The organism is Vibrio algivorus, assembly GCF_030161215.1.
Lineage (GTDB): Bacteria > Pseudomonadota > Gammaproteobacteria > Enterobacterales > Vibrionaceae > Vibrio > Vibrio algivorus.
Window position 1 is genome coordinate 184144 of record NZ_BSPV01000008.1, and the last position, 16040, is coordinate 200183.

At 41.5% G+C, this 16040-nt stretch carries 13 protein-coding genes; 3 read left to right on the forward strand and 10 right to left on the reverse strand.

Going from position 1 to position 16040, the window contains the following annotated elements; genetic code table 11:
• The first annotated feature begins 36 nt into the window (after positions 1-36).
• Positions 37-894, forward strand: a complete 858-nt coding sequence (locus QQJ93_RS12140) for an NAD-dependent epimerase/dehydratase family protein (protein ID WP_089123745.1) — start codon at positions 37-39, stop codon at positions 892-894.
• A gap of 22 nt (positions 895-916) precedes the next feature.
• Positions 917-1972 (forward strand): AbrB family transcriptional regulator, encoded by a 1056-nt coding sequence (locus QQJ93_RS12145; RefSeq protein ID WP_348542215.1) that lies wholly within the window; start codon positions 917-919, stop codon positions 1970-1972.
• A gap of 1 nt (position 1973) precedes the next feature.
• Here QQJ93_RS12145 and QQJ93_RS12150 read toward each other — a convergent pair whose 3' ends face one another.
• The 5 genes from QQJ93_RS12150 to QQJ93_RS12170 all read right to left on the reverse strand — a co-directional run bounded on the left by QQJ93_RS12150 (position 1974) and on the right by QQJ93_RS12170 (position 6803).
• Entirely contained in the window at positions 1974-3167 is a 1194-nt protein-coding gene (locus QQJ93_RS12150) for an HPP family protein (protein ID WP_089123747.1), read from the reverse strand.
• 178 nt (positions 3168-3345) lie between these two features.
• A complete protein-coding gene (locus QQJ93_RS12155; RefSeq protein ID WP_089123748.1) occupies positions 3346-4290 on the reverse strand; it encodes a hypothetical protein in 945 nt (314 codons plus the stop codon).
• 118 nt (positions 4291-4408) lie between these two features.
• Entirely contained in the window at positions 4409-4891 is a 483-nt protein-coding gene (locus tag QQJ93_RS12160; protein WP_027695202.1) for a YehS family protein, read from the reverse strand.
• A gap of 285 nt (positions 4892-5176) precedes the next feature.
• Entirely contained in the window at positions 5177-5587 is a 411-nt protein-coding gene (locus QQJ93_RS12165; protein WP_089123749.1) for a DUF7282 domain-containing protein, read from the reverse strand.
• 172 nt (positions 5588-5759) lie between these two features.
• Positions 5760-6803 carry a phospholipase A gene (locus QQJ93_RS12170; protein WP_089123750.1) on the reverse strand — a complete coding sequence of 348 codons (1044 nt, stop codon included), beginning with the start codon at positions 6801-6803 and terminating at the stop codon, positions 5760-5762.
• A 237-nt stretch (positions 6804-7040) separates the two neighbouring features.
• On the opposite strand from QQJ93_RS12170, the gene QQJ93_RS12175 reads away from it, so the two are divergent.
• Positions 7041-7631 carry an outer membrane protein gene (locus tag QQJ93_RS12175; RefSeq protein ID WP_089123751.1) on the forward strand — a complete coding sequence of 197 codons (591 nt, stop codon included), beginning with the start codon at positions 7041-7043 and terminating at the stop codon, positions 7629-7631.
• Positions 7632-7645: 14 nt separating this feature from the next.
• Here the strand turns inward: QQJ93_RS12175 and guaD are convergent, their stop codons facing one another.
• The 5 genes from guaD to QQJ93_RS12200 all read right to left on the reverse strand — a co-directional run bounded on the left by guaD (position 7646) and on the right by QQJ93_RS12200 (position 15986).
• Positions 7646-8950, reverse strand: coding sequence for a guanine deaminase (gene guaD / locus QQJ93_RS12180; protein WP_089123752.1), 1305 nt, complete (start codon positions 8948-8950; stop codon positions 7646-7648).
• Positions 8951-9045: 95 nt separating this feature from the next.
• Positions 9046-9927, reverse strand: coding sequence for a xanthine dehydrogenase accessory protein XdhC (gene xdhC / locus QQJ93_RS12185; RefSeq protein WP_089123753.1), 882 nt, complete (start codon positions 9925-9927; stop codon positions 9046-9048).
• Between the two features lie 189 nt (positions 9928-10116).
• Positions 10117-12534: a xanthine dehydrogenase molybdopterin binding subunit gene (xdhB, locus tag QQJ93_RS12190; protein WP_089123754.1), complete on the reverse strand. Its 2418-nt coding sequence runs from the start codon at positions 12532-12534 to the stop codon at positions 10117-10119.
• On the reverse strand, positions 12527-14014 hold the full coding sequence (gene xdhA / locus QQJ93_RS12195) for a xanthine dehydrogenase small subunit (RefSeq protein WP_089123755.1): 1488 nt from the start codon (positions 14012-14014) through the stop codon (positions 12527-12529). The genes xdhB and xdhA overlap by 8 nt, the downstream gene beginning before the upstream one ends.
• A gap of 223 nt (positions 14015-14237) precedes the next feature.
• Positions 14238-15986 carry a sodium:solute symporter family protein gene (locus QQJ93_RS12200; protein ID WP_089123756.1) on the reverse strand — a complete coding sequence of 583 codons (1749 nt, stop codon included), beginning with the start codon at positions 15984-15986 and terminating at the stop codon, positions 14238-14240.
• Positions 15987-16040: the final 54 nt, after the last annotated feature.

Below are 16040 nucleotides of genomic sequence, written 5' to 3' on the forward strand. Positions count from 1 at the left end.
TACGAAGGGTATAACTTCAATTTGGATGAAAACGATATGGATAAACAACAAATAACCATCTGTGGCTGCGGCTGGCTTGGGCTAGCACTGGCAAAATCTCTGGTTCAGCAAGGCTTTGATGTCTATGGCACTAAACAATCTGATATCGATGCTCAAGCATTAGCTACCTTTGGCATTCAAGGCTTGCCGCTGGTTTTACCCGTAGATATAAACCAACTAGACAATCAGCAGCAAGCTGCCCTACAACAGGCTTTTGCCTCAGATCTACTAGTAATCAATGTACCACCAGGTCGTTACCCTAATAGTGCCGAAGATTTCAAACGAAAAATACAAAGCTTATCGCATATTGCAAAACAAGCCGGCACTAAAAAGATATTATTTATCAGCACCACAGGGGTTTATGCTGGCTGCCAAGGTGAAATCACCGAAGATACTCCGACTCTACCGAATACTGAATCGGGTCATGCACATGTGTGGTTAGAAAGTTGGTTAAGGGAAGAATGGCAAGATAACCTAGTCGTGTTGCGTTTATCGGGCTTAATCGGGCCAGATCGTCATCCTACTAAACATATTGTCAAACGCTATGAATCAACGAAGCAGCCTTTAGAAAATGGATTAACACCAGTAAACCTGATTCACCAATATGACATTATTAGTGCTATTTCTCATTTACTCGAGCAATGGCCTGAGCGCAAAGTATTACACCTCGCAGCTCATTCACACCCTAGCCGTTCAGAATATTATCAAGCCATGGCACAACATCTAGGCTTAACCGTTCCACAGTTTGTCGAGAACGGCGCACAAAATAAATGGATAAATGCTCAAGCAAGTTGCCAAGCGTTAAATCTCACATTGCAATATGATGAATTAATGCAATTTAAGCCTTATCAATAAGCTTACTCTAAATAACAAATCAATCTCTAAGCAGAATACAGAACTAATAAATATGCCAACTTTGATCACTTTTATTATTGCACTACTCGGTGGGTTAATCGGTTATTTAACCCATATTCCTATTGGTGAAATGCTAGGGGCAATGCTGGCCGTTTTAATCACAGGTCGCATGTATCCAAAACTTTCATTTCCCAAGCAGATGCTCACTGTTATTCAAATTGTGTTAGGCATAAGCATAGGCGCAATCATCAATATAAATGATTGGTTTGCAAGTTTGAGTATTGGGGTCTTAATTGGGCTTTTATGTTGTATGTCTAGCCAGATCGTTATTGGTTATTTTTGGCTAACCAAACGTTGTCATTGGAGTCGCTCAGAAGCTTTTCTCGGTGCGGTTCCCGGCGCTCTGGCTGCAATCATTGTAATGACTGATGCGCAAGAAAAACCCTCCTACCGCGTCATTTTTACCCACTCAATTCGACTTATCTTTTTAATGGTGCTAGCCAGTATTATTGCGCTATTTAATCAAGCAACAACCGAAGCACCTACTGAGTTACTGACTCAAGTACAAACTGCCTCTTATCTACTTTTATTTGGAATTAGTCTTGCTGCACTCGCTGCTGGAATGCTACTCGATAAAATCGGTATACCTGCACCATTTATGTTAACCGCCATGCTACTCACCGCAGGGTTAAATTCAGCATTACCCCAATACACTTATCAAGTACCAGAGCTATTCTTATTAATTTCAATGGCATTAATTGGTGGCTTTGTTGGGTTAAGAATGCAAGGAATTACACTACAAGAGACCATCGACAGTGTTCGCTCTGGTGTCATGGTGACGTTACTCAGTTGCGGTGTCACCTTAGTCATGGCACTGATCTTTAGCCAATTACTCAATATCTCCTTTTCAGTATTGGCTCTATCTTGGGTTCCGGGCAGCTTAGAGTCGATGACAGCAGTTGCAATACTACTGGGATTAGAACCGGCTTTTGTGATGATGAATCATATTATTCGCCTTACGCTTTTATACCTACTACCTGCTTTTCTTGGTGATGTATTAAAAGAAAATAAAGCCTAAATTAAGGTTTTTGATTGACTGAATACAGCGCACCAATTAAGTCGGATTGAGTGATGATGCCACACAACTTTTGTTCGCTGTCTAATACTGGAATGTGATGCAGGCCAATATCTGACAGCAAAGGTACTAATGCCACAATATGATCGGTGTCTTTCACTGCTATCACATTGGTGACCATAAGATCCTTCACTTTGTTATTCACTTCTTTACGGTGTTTGCGCTTCACTAACATACGGTTTAAATGCTTTAACAACCCAGAATAACTTGGCACCGTGAGGTTCTTCAGAAAATCGACACTGGATATCACACCAAGTAATTCACGCTCTTCATTCACCACAGGTAGCATACTGATTTTGTGTTTATGCAGTATTTTCCAAGCCGCACCTAATGGCATATCCGCCGACGCAGTGATCACATCCGCAGACATAATATCGCGGCTTAAAATTTCCCCACTACGACGTTGATAAGCGAGTTTTTGCGCTTGTTGGTAAATGGTTTCTAATTCTTCTTGGCTGACCGCCAACACACTATCAAAACTATTAATGGCTTGGCGTAAATCATCCGCTTGCAGCCCTAAACGTTTCAATGGTGTTTGATCATGATGAAGATGCACCGGATCATAATTCGTCGCAGGTTTGAGCCAGCGCTTTTTCAATATCAAACGTGATAACAACTGACTGGCAATAAAGAACACCAACACGTTTAAACAAATAGGAAGCAAAATATCCGCCCCGACTTCACTATGCTGACTGGCTAACACCGGCACTAATGCCGTCGCTGCGGCAGGTGGATGCATACATTCTAAGATGTACATCATCATCAACACACAAGCAATGGCCGTGGCAGCCAGCAATGCCAAATCAGCAATAAAAAAGCTCAAAACCAAACCAATACAAGCCGACATAATATGACCAACTAAAAACGGCCACGGCTTGGCTAACGGGCTAGAAGGTAACGCAAACAAAATAACCGAAGACGCCCCCATCGAGCCAATCAGCACCATCTTAGCATCACTACCTTGCACATACTGGCTGATAATAACCACCAAAAATAACGCACAAAACCCCGTAATAGAGACTTTAATTCTTTCGATTAAAGGAATAGCAGAAATGATTTGTCCATTGGCATGGTCAATGCCTAACTGAGATAAGAACTTGGATAATGCGCGTTGATATTGTTTGATAATAAGTTGCATTGTAAATGTATCAATTTATGAATGAGCCGCAATTGTATACATTCTTGTAACCTAAGAGCAACAATTAAACAGTAAAAGCAGACAGCAAGACCGACTCCAAAGCAATATAGACTGATGTGTTATGACAAGGGAAGGCAGGACGGAATGATGCTCACCTCTATACCGCCAGTCTTAATTCTTAAATCTCAAAAAACTCTTTATTGGAATCGTGCGTCTCTACCCATTTAACGCTTTGTCTAGCTTCAAAGTACAGTTGCAATCCGTAATAATTTAAATAGCATTGTGGACCGCCTAGGTGAGCGAAAGCATCAAAAAAGGCATCTTCTTGTTGGCATAGTGCCGGTAAGGTGAGGATCTGGTTTTTAAGTGCCCATTGGATGGATTCTACCGTTGCGACACCATCGCCAACATGAATGGCTTCTATTCGAGAGTAATCCCCGGCGAAACTGGTTTGTCTTTCAATCTCTTGTTGATCGTCAAGTTGCTGGCGAACTTCATCAAGAATCTTATCTCGTTGATAACCAATAATCGCTTTATTAAGTTTGGCAATTCTTAGCGCGTAATCGAGTTTTTCAGGCCCAAGCAGCTCAACTAAGCTCGGCAATAGCTCTTTATCTAAACGCAATGATTTGATCAGGTGTTCAATGCAAGTATTGAGCGACATATAACGCACCCCATCAAACTCGAAGCCGTAGGTTTCATCTTCACCTTCCACGGGAATGCTATCAACCGCGACAGCCCAACCTTGGTAAGAAAGTCTATCTCTCGCTATTTCATACATTTTCCACGCACTTTCACCAAAGCCACCAAGTAATGCGCCTGAGAATTCAGATTCTTGTAATTCTTGTTCCGTCCAATTTTGGCCGATAGCAAGATGATCAGAATACTTGTCCATTAGAGAACGCTTTACGTGATCTCGCACTGCCCAAATTGATGATACATCACTCGCGACTCGAACAGCCGCACATTCTTCACAAGCAGGAATGCTCATTGGTTCATGGGCTAAGAAATGAATATTTTTGGGGTTTCTAGGTAAATCGAAAGCCTTTGCAGCTGGCTCGCCACAAAACCAGCAGGTATGTCTGAAATTAAATGGAATATCGATGTAAGTATATTGAGACATAGAAAACCTTACTGACTACTGCATTAAAAAGTTGAAACGAAAAAGATAGCGTTCTAAAACGTCAAAGGGCTGAGATTATCAGCCCTTTACTTAATATCCAAGTGCGTTGACTTAGGTATTAATCTTCAAACTCTGTTGTATGTTCAGGGCGCAATTGACGCTGCACACCAAATAAGAAATTACGTAAGATTTGGTCTTTACACTCACGATAATGCTTATTGTCTGGCTTGCGGAAAAATGCACTTAGTTCATGTTTACTCAAATTGAAATCGACCAATTTTAGCGTTTCTAAAATATCTTCAGCTTTCATATTCAGTGCAATACGCAACTTCATAAAAATCATATTATTAGTTAGGCGGTTTTCAGGTTGAGGCTGTTCACCTTCTCGCTTACCACGCTTGGTATTGATGAGACCGTTAAGGAAAATTGCTAACTCTTTATCGGTACACTTTACAAAATCCGCATCTTCTTCTTTCTTTAGCCAAGCGCTTATTTGTGAACGTGAAACTTCATGGTCTGCAGCTGCGTAGATGGCAATCATCTCTGCATCTTTAAAATCAAAAGCGTAGCGAATACGGCGTAAAATGTCGTTATTAGTCAAAATCGTTCCTAAGGTTAAATATATAACCCAAGTGACTTCAAGATGCAGAATTCAGAATTATCATCCTAACCTTTAAGCAAGGAAGATTGGCGAAGGAATGTAAGCACCTTTCAAACCAATCTAACGCTGCTTAAAGCTTGTTTTATTCTTGCTGAAACTCGTATCGTGAAGTTACTTGGCTATAATAATTTCAATAAATAAGGGCTGCACATCTGGCAGCCCTAGAATACTCATTCATTTTAGCAGAGTTACAGATAGCCACCTATCTATATTCTCAGTCGAAACCTATTTCGCCGTTACAGTCACCATGACTAATTTGCCATCGACACGGACTGGACCATCTTCTTTGGCACCAAGTGTGTACTCAAAAACACCTGTTTTCATGCCACCAGCTTCACCATGAAGCATCAGCATTAACATATCCCCTGACTTAACAGGTTCCATTAAAATCGCAGTGACATCATGATTTTCACCGCTTTTCACAGGAGAATAGCCGACAACAGGACCGGGCTTCATATCTTTATCGGTTCGATGTACCACTAGCCAACCATTGGCATCAGCATGAATTTTTTTCGCGGTGACAGTACCACCAGAAACATCCTGGTCATCCCCCCAAACTTTATTATCGGCAAGCGCTAGAGGCGTAACACCCAGTAATATCGCAGCTAAACTGATCTTTTGTATAAACTGATTCATGTTCAATTCCTTGTTTCTAACAAAATGTAAAGAAACGACGGCAGACTGTTTCTCGGTAATCAGTAGACAATACGTACCACCTAGAAAGCGGTTCACTTTTTATTCAATAATTTTTCCTCTTAATAAAAAGGCTCGCTATATAACGAGCCTTCATCATCAATACTAAGTGAACTTATAAGATCCCTGTAATGGCGATTCCTAAGCCTACCCTTTGTTGATTTTGGTTATAGTCAATTAAGCTACTGCCATAACCGGCTGAATATTTGGCGTAACCACGAACTTTGCCCCAAATAGGAAAAGTTAATCCTAGCTCAGCATAGCCTTTATGGGTCGAAAAATTTTCACGGCCTAAAAATGAAAACTCTAAATCATTCCACTTATACACGCTGGTTAATTCAAAATGCCCCATAAAATCTTCAATATCTGGGTTGTCATCACCACTTGAGTCATTAGGGTCACTTTTTTCGCTTTCAGGAATACGCCACCAAGGTTGTAGCGCAATTAAGAAGTTATCTTTAGCAAAGTAAAATTGAGTATAAACACGGTTCCAGCTACGAGATAAGTTCTGTCTTTGGCCATTTGATTCATGCTCTATGCCAACTCCAAAAGCGGTGGTACCACCAAATGGTGTCCAAGCGGTTGGAGTCACATAAAAAAGCTCTGGTCGATAATTGGTTTCACGAAATGGGCGAGAAATTTCATCGGCATAAACCTGCCAGAATGACTTCAATGTCATGCCAAAAAATAATCCATCACCTTCAAACATTAAGTCTGAATAATTTAAAGGCACTTTAAAGCTAATTTGAAACTCAGCCTCTGCATGCTCAAGTCCTTCCGACCAGTCGGTACCTTCATAAGCTTTGTCATTGATATTATCGCTATAAGTAACAGGTAGAAGATAATTCAAACGGTGAGCGGTCATAACAAAAGGCTCAAAGGCCGTTTCACGTTCAGTTTCGAGACGGTTAACTGCTAAATTTTCCTGCTGATTCTTAACCGAGTCAGTTTGGGAAACCATATCCAATTGACATTCATCTCGGATATTTTGAACCGTTTTTTCCCCTTGTTGCAGTTTGATTTTATCTAATAAACATAAATCATAGGCGCTTGACACACTATCTTCTGACACTTGACGTGATTGTTCAGGATCTTCTGCCCATACCAATGGCACACAACACACATTGAACAACAAAACTTGCAGCGAATTCAGTCTCATGACTTATCCTTGTTCATTATTTGAAAACCAAATTAGCATACCAAGTTAAATTAATAATTTATATGAATGACGGCTAGTTATCACAAAAACCAAACATTATTTTGCTTATTATTAATATACCCAAGCCACTTGGGTATAGATAAATTGTGAGGTTAATCGACACAAAATTAAGGCGCTTTTACTTCGCCTGACCTTTCAGGCAAATTAAACACAATGGAATGTGATTAGGATTACCCAATGAAAAATAAAAGCTGGCTATTATTTGTTGCAGCCGCGGCAATGACTTCGGCAACGGCTTATGCTGATGTCATTATTACACCAATGGTTGGTTATACTTTAGGTGGTGAAGTCGAAGATTCTAATGGTAATGAATATGACTTAAAGGGAAGCGAAAGCTACGGCCTATCCATTGAAGTGCCCGTTGAAAATGGCCAGCTCGGACTATTCTATTCTTATCAAGATAATGAGTTGGAATCTTTAGATTATGACTCGTCAATCCAATACTTGATGATACAAAGCCGTTTAAATATGCCCATCAATAATAACGCATTAAGTTACTTAGGTGTCGGCCTTGGGGGCTCTTATACCGATGTAGACTGGGCCGATAGCAAGTATGGTTTTGCAGCAAGTATTTACGCTGGGTTGGAATACAAATTTACCGATAATTTAGCGTTAACTGGACAAATACGTTGGTTAGGTACAATCGTCGATAATGATTCACAAAGCGCCTGCTATGCAAACCAAAGTTCAAGCAATTGTTATATTAAATTTGAGTCAGACTGGATGAACCAATTCCAGTCTAACCTTGGTATGGTATTTCGTTTTTAAGGATAAGCCGGAATCTAAGCTTTATAAGCTAAGTCACCATAAATATACGTCGCATGCACCGTTCGGTCATCACCTAAGCTCATGAGTACGAATAGCTTCTCTTCTAAGGTTTTGGCTTGCTGCATGCGAAATTTCATTAAGGTGGTTGCACTTGGTTCTAGCACCACAAAATCGGCTTCTTTTCCGACTTCTAAGCTACCAATTTTATCATCAAGATATAGGGCTTTCGCACCACCTAATGTCGCTTGATAAAGAGATTTCACAGGATGTAATTTCTTTTGTTGTAGCTGCATAATTTTGTAAGCTTCACTCATGGTTTGCATCAGTGAAAATGACGTACCTGCACCCACATCAGTCCCCATTCCGACTCTAATTCCAAACTCTTCAATGCGGTTTAAATCAAATAAACCTGAGCCTAAAAATAAGTTAGACGTTGGACAAAAGGCAATCGCCGAGCCTGTATCCGACAAACGCTGACATTCGCAATCCGATAAATGAACCCCGTGCGCAAAGACCGACCTTGGGTGTAATAATCCGTGATGATCATATACATCTAAGTAGCCTTCTCGCTCTGGAAATAAAGATTTCACCCATTCAATTTCTTGTTTGTTTTCCGACAAATGAGTGTGCATGTAGACACTAGGGTATTCTTGCAGCAACTTGCCCACCATATCGAGTTGTTCTGGCGAACTGGTCGGCGCAAAACGTGGTGTAACTGCATAAGATAAACGACCATTATCATGCCACTTTTCGATCAGTTCTTTTGAATCTTGGTAGCCGCATTCTGGTGTATCCGTTAGGTAGTCTGGCGCATTACGATCCATTAATACTTTACCGGCGATCATACGTAGGTTACGACGCTTGGCTTCTTGGAAAAATACATCAACCGATTGTTTGTGGACCGTACCAAAAACTAACGCTGTCGTAGTGCCATTGGTGGCGAGTTCATCTAAAAAGATTTTCGCCACTTTAGCGGCATATTCAGGGTCTTTAAAACGCTCTTCTTCTGGAAACGTGTAGTTTTCTAACCAATCTAATAATTGTTCACCATAAGAAGCAATCATACCGGTTTGAGGATAATGAATGTGTGTATCAACAAACCCTGCTGTGATGATTTTATCTTGATAGTTAACCATCTCTAGCTCGCCATTTTGCTTAGCCAGAGTTTCAACATAATCACCTACATCGATAATCAGGCCGTTTTCAACCACCAGCAGACCGTCTTCAAAATAACGATAAGCTTGCTCGACACCCACTTCACTTGGGTCGGCAATCAGCTGAATAATAGAACTGCGATAACCTGTTTTGACTTGTGACATTCATTGATTCCTTTTCTTCAATCCTTCGCCTATTAGGTGTATACCCAAGTAACTTCAAGATGCAGAATTCACTTGGGTATATTCCTTTTTGTCGCTTAACCTGCTAAGACATTATTCTTTAATGAAAGATGATTTAACGGGCGCTTGGCTTCTAATGTTTCACCTTGATAATGAGCAATTAGCTCACCCGCCACAGAAACGGCAATTTCCGCTGGGTGCTTTCCTTTGACCATTGAAATCCCGATTGGACATTGCATTTTTTCAATCATATCTTGCTCAAAGCCACGATGGGCTAACCGCATATCAAACTTTTTGCGCTTCGTTTGAGAGCCTATCATGCCGAAATAACTAAACTTATCGTGAGTTAATATTTCACGCGCTAAATCAAAATCAAGCTGATGATTATGCGTCATCACTAAGTAGTAACTATTGACTGGCATGAGCTTAATTTCACCCACCGGATCATCACTCACTAACTTATGCACATTTGGCGCAAGTTGTGTTGGGAACTCGGCTTCACGTTCATCAATCCAAGTGATTTTAAATGGCAAGGTTTGCACAATATTCACTAACGCTTTCGCGACATGTCCAGCACCAAACAGCACTAGATGATGTTGATTAAAACCAATCGGTTCAAAGCTCAAGGTTGCCATACCGCCACAACATTGCCCTAAGCGTGCACCTAGGTTAAAGCGTTCGATATGGATTTTATTATCCGTTTGCCCATTGCCAATCTTCATCAACATTTCACGAGCCATTTGCGTGGCAAGGTGCTCTAAGTGACCGCCGCCTATCGTGGCATAAAGCTCTTTACGAGTGACGATCATCTTAGTTCCAGCATCACGAGGCACTGAGCCTTTATCTTCCAATACGGAAACCAAAATACACTCTTCACCTTGTTGCTCTAACAAGGCGAGTTGTTGGATCCAAGAGACTTGGCTAGTCGGGTTCGAATGTTCACTTCCATAACTAGACATAGCTATTTCCTTGTAATAAGCAATGAAGCCGTCATCCTAAATAGCGACGAAAGAGCGAAGTTCAGGATCTCCATCAGTAGTCGGTAGTAGTTAATCAACCAAAAACTTAAGGAGATTCCAAACAGCTCGTCCCTCGCTTTTGGAATGACGCGTTATTTATTACGAGTATCAAAAACACCATAAACTCATTTAGGCTTGTACTCGATGGCTCTCTACTAAAGCCGCTTTAACCGTAGAACTCCCCGCTCTCGCCTTCTCCATTGCCCATAGCACTCGCTCTGGTGTGGCTGGTGTATCAAGGTGTACCGTCACTCTTTCGCCTTCTTGAGCATTTTCTAATGCCACGGCATGAACGGCATCTTTAAGTGCGCTCCAGACCGACATTCCTAGCATAAACGGTGGCTCACCGACTGCTTTCGAGTTAAACACGGTATCTTCTGGGTTACTGCGGTTTTGTACAATATTGGTTCTAAAGTCAATTGGCATATCTGCAATAGCAGGAATTTTGTAACTTGCAGGGCCACTGGTCATTAAGCGCCCTTTTTCATTCCACACTAATTCTTCTGTTGTCAGCCAACCAACACCTTGTATAAAGCCACCTTCTATCTGCCCAATATCGATCGCAGGGTTTAGCGAGGCCCCTACATCATGCAAGATATCAGTACGTAGAATTTTGTATTCACCAGTTAAAGTATCGACAATGACTTCTGAACATGATGCGCCATAAGCAAAGTAATAGAATGGACGACCACGCGCTTTTTCATGATCATAGTGAATCTTTGGCGTACGGTAGAAACCGGTGCTCGACAACGAGACTTGGTTGAAATACGCCTGTTGAACAAATTCAGCAAACGGGATCAATTGATCGCGCACTTCCACGACACCATTATTGAATACCACTTCTTCTGGGGTGACTTTGTAATGATTTGCAGCAAACTCAATCAAACGTGCTTTGATCGTCATCGCAGCATTTTGCGCCGCTTTACCGTTCAAGTCGGTACCCGAGGATGCCGCCGTTGGCGAAGTATTCGGTACTTTGTCTGTATTGGTCGCAGTGATTTGAATTTGGTCGATATCAACACTGAACTCTTGTGCGACAATCTGCGCCACTTTGGTGTTCAGCCCTTGCCCCATTTCAGTGCCGCCATGGTTCAAGTGAATACTGCCATCGGTATAAATATGAATAAGTGCGCCAGCTTGGTTTAAAAACGTCGCGGTAAACGAAATACCAAATTTGACAGGCGTTAATGCAATGCCTTTCTTCAAGATTGGGCTATTGGCATTGAATTCCTCTATTTCTTTACGACGCTTTTGATATTCACTGGTTTTTTCTAGCTCTTCAGTGATTTCTAGTAAACAGTTATCTTCTACCTTTTGATAGTAGTGAGTCGTATCTCGGCCTTCTCCGCCATAATAATTTGTTTTACGAATTTCCAGCGGATCTTTACCAAGGTAATGAGCGATTTCATCCATGATGTGCTCAATGGTCATCATGCCTTGCGGACCACCAAAACCACGGTAAGCGGTATTCGAAGCAGTATTGGTTTTACAACGATTTCCCACTACTTTTGCATCGCCGAGATAATAAGCATTATCCGAGTGGAACATCGCGCGGTCGACAATAGAGTGTGATAAATCAATTGAATAACCACAATTACCTGAATTGATTAATTCTGCGCCATGAATGCGTCCATCATCATCAAAGCCAATACGGTATTGGTTATAAAATGGGTGACGTTTACCTGTCATCACCATATCATCATTACGCCATAGACGGATCTTAGTCGGCTTTTGTGTCAAACTCGCAATTACCGCGGCAATACAAGCAGGAGCATTAGCTTGAGTTTCTTTCCCCCCAAAACCGCCGCCCATACGACGCATATCCACTACCACTTTGTGCATCGCAACGCCCAGTACTTCTGCCACTACTTTTTGGATTTCGGTTGGGTTTTGCGTTGAGGTATAGACAATCACACCACCATCTTCAGCTGGCACGACACTACTGGCTTGAGTTTCTAAATAGAAATGCTCTTGACCACCAATATTCAACTCACCCTCTAATACGTGCTTGGCGGAAGCGAGCGCTGCTTGATAATCACCACGCTGTTGCACATGGGTTTCATGCACAAAGTGTTTTTTCTCAAGCGCTTCTTTAACATCCAAAATAGCGGGTAGTGATTCAAATTCAATCTCAGCTGCTAAGGCCGCTTTACGTGCGGTTTCCATATCTTTTGCTGCTACTGCAATGATAGGTTGACCATAATATTCCACTACGCCATCAGCTAATAATGGATCGCCAGGAAATACGGCGCCGATATCCAACTCACCTGGAACATCTTTACTGGTAATCGCAATCTCTACACCATCAAATTCGTAACAAGGATCAGTATTAATACTGACAATCTTGGCATGGGCTTCCGTGCTTAAACGACAATAAACATGCAGTTGATTAGGAAACTCTAAACGATCGTCAATATAGACCGCTTCACCTGATACTTGCTTATCTGCACTATCATGCTTAACAGATTTTCCCACACCTGTTTTTAGATCTTGCTTATATTGTGCGAGCAGCTCGTCGTAGCTTAATTTTGGAGAATGATTAGACATAAGACGTGACCCTCGTTTCAATGCTGTGTTGCTTAAAGTTATGACTGTTTTGCTGTGATATAACTTTAGTTTGTTGCTCTAGGAAAAAGCGTAAAAGCATGTTGCTCGCGGTTTTAGAGCGATATTCTTTACTGGCCCTAAAATCAGACAACGGCTCAAAATCTTGCGCTAACTGTTCCATAGCCGCTTCGACTGTCGTTTTATCCCATGCTTTACCTATTAAGGCTTTTTCACATAAATCTGCGCGTTTTGGTGTCGCCGCCATACCGCCAAATGCCACGCGAGCATCGATTACTACACCACTTTCAATGGTGAAATTAAACGCGCCACAGACGGCAGAAATATCATCATCAATACGTTTAGATAGCTTATACGCGCTGAAATATTGAGTGTTATTTGAATCCATTGGTTTTGGAATAATGATTTGCTCGATGAACTCGGATTCTTGCTGAACCGTCACTTTGTAATTAATAAAGTATTCATCAATGGCGACTTCTCGAATTTGCTGCCCTTTTCGTAATTTCAGACGGGCATTAAGTGCAATAAGAAGAGGGGGCGTGTCACCAATAGGAGACGCATTGGCAACATTACCCCCAATAGTGCCTTGGTTTCGCACTTGCAACGACGCAAAGCGGTGCAACAAGTGGCCAAAATCTGGGTAGTATTTTGCAAGTGTGCCGTAACAATCGCTGATCGGCATATTGGCACCAATCACGATATCTTGTTCGGTTTCACGAATGGTTTTCATATCCGCAACGCCAGTAACGTTAATCAGTGTTTCAATCTCACGGTGGAATTGCGTAACTTCTAGAGCGAGATCGGTGCCACCAGCGACCAATTTTGCTTTTGGATGACGCTCGTATAATTCAGCTAATTCATCGATAGTGGTTGGTGAAAAACTGGTTAAATTACCCAACACTAGAGGCGCGGTTTTAGATTCAATCTTCTCAAGTTTGGCGATAGTTTGTTGTTCAAGCTCGGCAAATTGATCAAGCAAAGGTTGGTCTGAACTTAACGATAAAGCGGCATCGACAATAGGACGATAACCGGTACAGCGGCAAAGGTTGCCCGCCAATGATTCCATCACATCTTCTTTATCCGCACTTGGCTTATTCTTACTCAACGCAAACATCGACATAATAAAACCCGGAGTACAGTAGCCACATTGAGAACCATGAAAGTCCACTAATGCTTGCTGTACTGGGTGAAGTGATTGTTTGTTTTTAAGATCTTCGACCGTAATTAACTGTTTACCGTGCAATGACGATACAAAGGTCAAACATGAATTAACACTACGATATTGCAACTTGCCATCGACAAGCTCACCAAGTACCACTGTACATGCGCCACAATCACCAGAGCCACACCCTTCTTTGGTGCCTGTCTTATGTAACTCGGTTCGTAGGTAATTTAACACTGTCATATTTGGTGAAATGTTAGTTTCACGCTTCAGTGTTTGATTGAGTAAAAACGTAATCAAAGTGCTTCTCCTGTACTCACTTATCGGCTATTTGCGAACGGTTTTTTATCGTACCGTTTAACCTATAGCTCACTTCCTGTAGATTGAGTATTGGATTTCTTGACTCATAGGTCAAGTTTTAGTGATCACATTTTTTAAACAATTTTGCAACACTTTGATTTTAAGATATAAAAAAACCGCTGATAAACAACGGTTTTATTAATTACTCAATTTTTGAATAGTATTACGATTCTGAAACCGTTTGATGTTGTACTTTTGAGGCATTCACCAACAACACACCAACAACCAAAACAATTGAACCACATAATAGGAACAACATACGTCCTGTCATTTCATTTGGTAGTAGTGCCATTGCTAAAACACCAAATCCAGCAGTACAGATTAATCGACCTAGCATAGAGCGTTGTTTAGTATCTAAATCATGCTGCGCTTCACCACTTGAAACCACCGGAGTGTTCCAGTTTTCGAATAGTCTTTCTACTTCAGCTTCACGCTCTGGAGTGCGTCCTCTGTAGAAAAGCATCGTTAGCAAGAAGAAACCGCCAGTAAATACAACGTGTGCTGCAAGGCTTAATGCTACTTTCAAGTCAGACCATTCACGTCCGGTCAGTGCTTGTTCTAAACCGAAGAAGTGTTCTACATCGTGTGCTTGTAATGAAATACCGAAAACCCAAGAAACGATACCGCCGACAATCAAAGTTGTCCAAGCTGACCAATCTGGTGTTTTACGAATCCACATGCCTAATAACACTGGAATCAACATTGGGAAGCCAATCAACGCACCCACATTTAACACGATATCAAATAAGCTTAAGTGACGTAATGAGTTAATAAACAAGCCAATCGCAATGATAATAAAGCCCATCACGATAGTGGTCGTTTTACTCACTACCACCAATTCTTTTTGTGAAGCATTTGGACGAAGAATCGGGCTATAGAAGTTCATCACAAAGATGCCTGCATTACGGTTTAAGCCAGAATCCATTGAAGACATTGTCGCGGCAAACATTGCTGACATAAGCAAGCCAACCATACCCGCTGGCATCATGTGTTGTACGAAAGCAAGGTAAGCTGCATCATTGCCCACAGCACCATACTCAGTGGCAAAGTTAGGCATAAATGCACCAACATACCAAGCAGGTAAGAACCAAATTACAGGGCCAATAATCATCAATACACAAGCAAGGCCAGCCGCTTTACGAGCATTTTCACTGTCTTTTGCACATAAATAACGATAAGCGTTAATCGAATTATTCATTACACCAAACTGCTTGATGAAGATGAACACTACCCAAAGAACAAAGATGCTCATGTAATTCAAGTTGTTACCAACAAAGAAATCGCCTTGGAAGTTATTTACAATGTTAGTAATACCACCACCTTGGAAGTAAGCAGCAACGGCACAAGTAATGGTTACCGCCATGATCACCAGCATTTGCATAAAGTCAGAAGCAACAACTGCCCAAGAGCCACCGGTTACAGACATAAGCATAAGAACTAAGCCTGTGACGATAATCGTTGCTTCCATTGGGATATCAAAAACTGCCGCCACAAAGATAGCCAGGCCATTTAGCCAAATACCCGCAGAAATTAAGCTATCTGGCATACCGCCCCAGGTAAAGAACTGTTCTGAAGTTTTACCAAAACGTTGACGAATAGCTTCAATTGCAGTCACTACACGAAGCTGACGGAATTTAGGCGCGAAGTACATATAGTTAACAAAGTAACCAAATGCGTTTGCTAAGAATAAGATTACGACAACAAAGCCATCGCTATAAGCGCGCCCTGCTGCTCCAGTGAAGGTCCAGGCTGAGAATTGAGTCATGAAGGCAGTAGCACCTACCATCCACCATAACATCTTACCTCCCCCCCTAAAGTAATCACTAGTAGAGGTAGTAAATGTACGGAACATCCAACCAATCGCAATTAGAAAGAGAAAATAGGCAGCAACAACAATAGTATCGACAGTCATTTCTTTTGACCTTTAAAATAATTAAATTAACTGATTGCTAGCCTACCTACTTCG

Excerpts from the sequence above, each read along its gene's own strand:
- QQJ93_RS12140 (WP_089123745.1), top strand. The coding sequence starts at position 37 with ATGGATAAACAACAAATAACCATCTGTGGCTGCGGCTGGCTTGGGCTA.
- QQJ93_RS12150 (WP_089123747.1), bottom strand. The coding sequence starts at position 3,167 with ATGCAACTTATTATCAAACAATATCAACGCGCATTATCCAAGTTCTTA.
- QQJ93_RS12155 (WP_089123748.1), bottom strand. The coding sequence starts at position 4,290 with ATGTCTCAATATACTTACATCGATATTCCATTTAATTTCAGACATACC.
- QQJ93_RS12165 (WP_089123749.1), bottom strand. The coding sequence starts at position 5,587 with ATGAATCAGTTTATACAAAAGATCAGTTTAGCTGCGATATTACTGGGT.
- QQJ93_RS12170 (WP_089123750.1), bottom strand. The coding sequence starts at position 6,803 with ATGAGACTGAATTCGCTGCAAGTTTTGTTGTTCAATGTGTGTTGTGTG.
- QQJ93_RS12175 (WP_089123751.1), top strand. The coding sequence starts at position 7,041 with ATGAAAAATAAAAGCTGGCTATTATTTGTTGCAGCCGCGGCAATGACT.
- guaD (WP_089123752.1), bottom strand. The coding sequence starts at position 8,950 with ATGTCACAAGTCAAAACAGGTTATCGCAGTTCTATTATTCAGCTGATT.
- xdhC (WP_089123753.1), bottom strand. The coding sequence starts at position 9,927 with ATGTCTAGTTATGGAAGTGAACATTCGAACCCGACTAGCCAAGTCTCT.
- xdhB (WP_089123754.1), bottom strand. The coding sequence starts at position 12,534 with ATGTCTAATCATTCTCCAAAATTAAGCTACGACGAGCTGCTCGCACAA.
- QQJ93_RS12200 (WP_089123756.1), bottom strand. The coding sequence starts at position 15,986 with ATGACTGTCGATACTATTGTTGTTGCTGCCTATTTTCTCTTTCTAATT.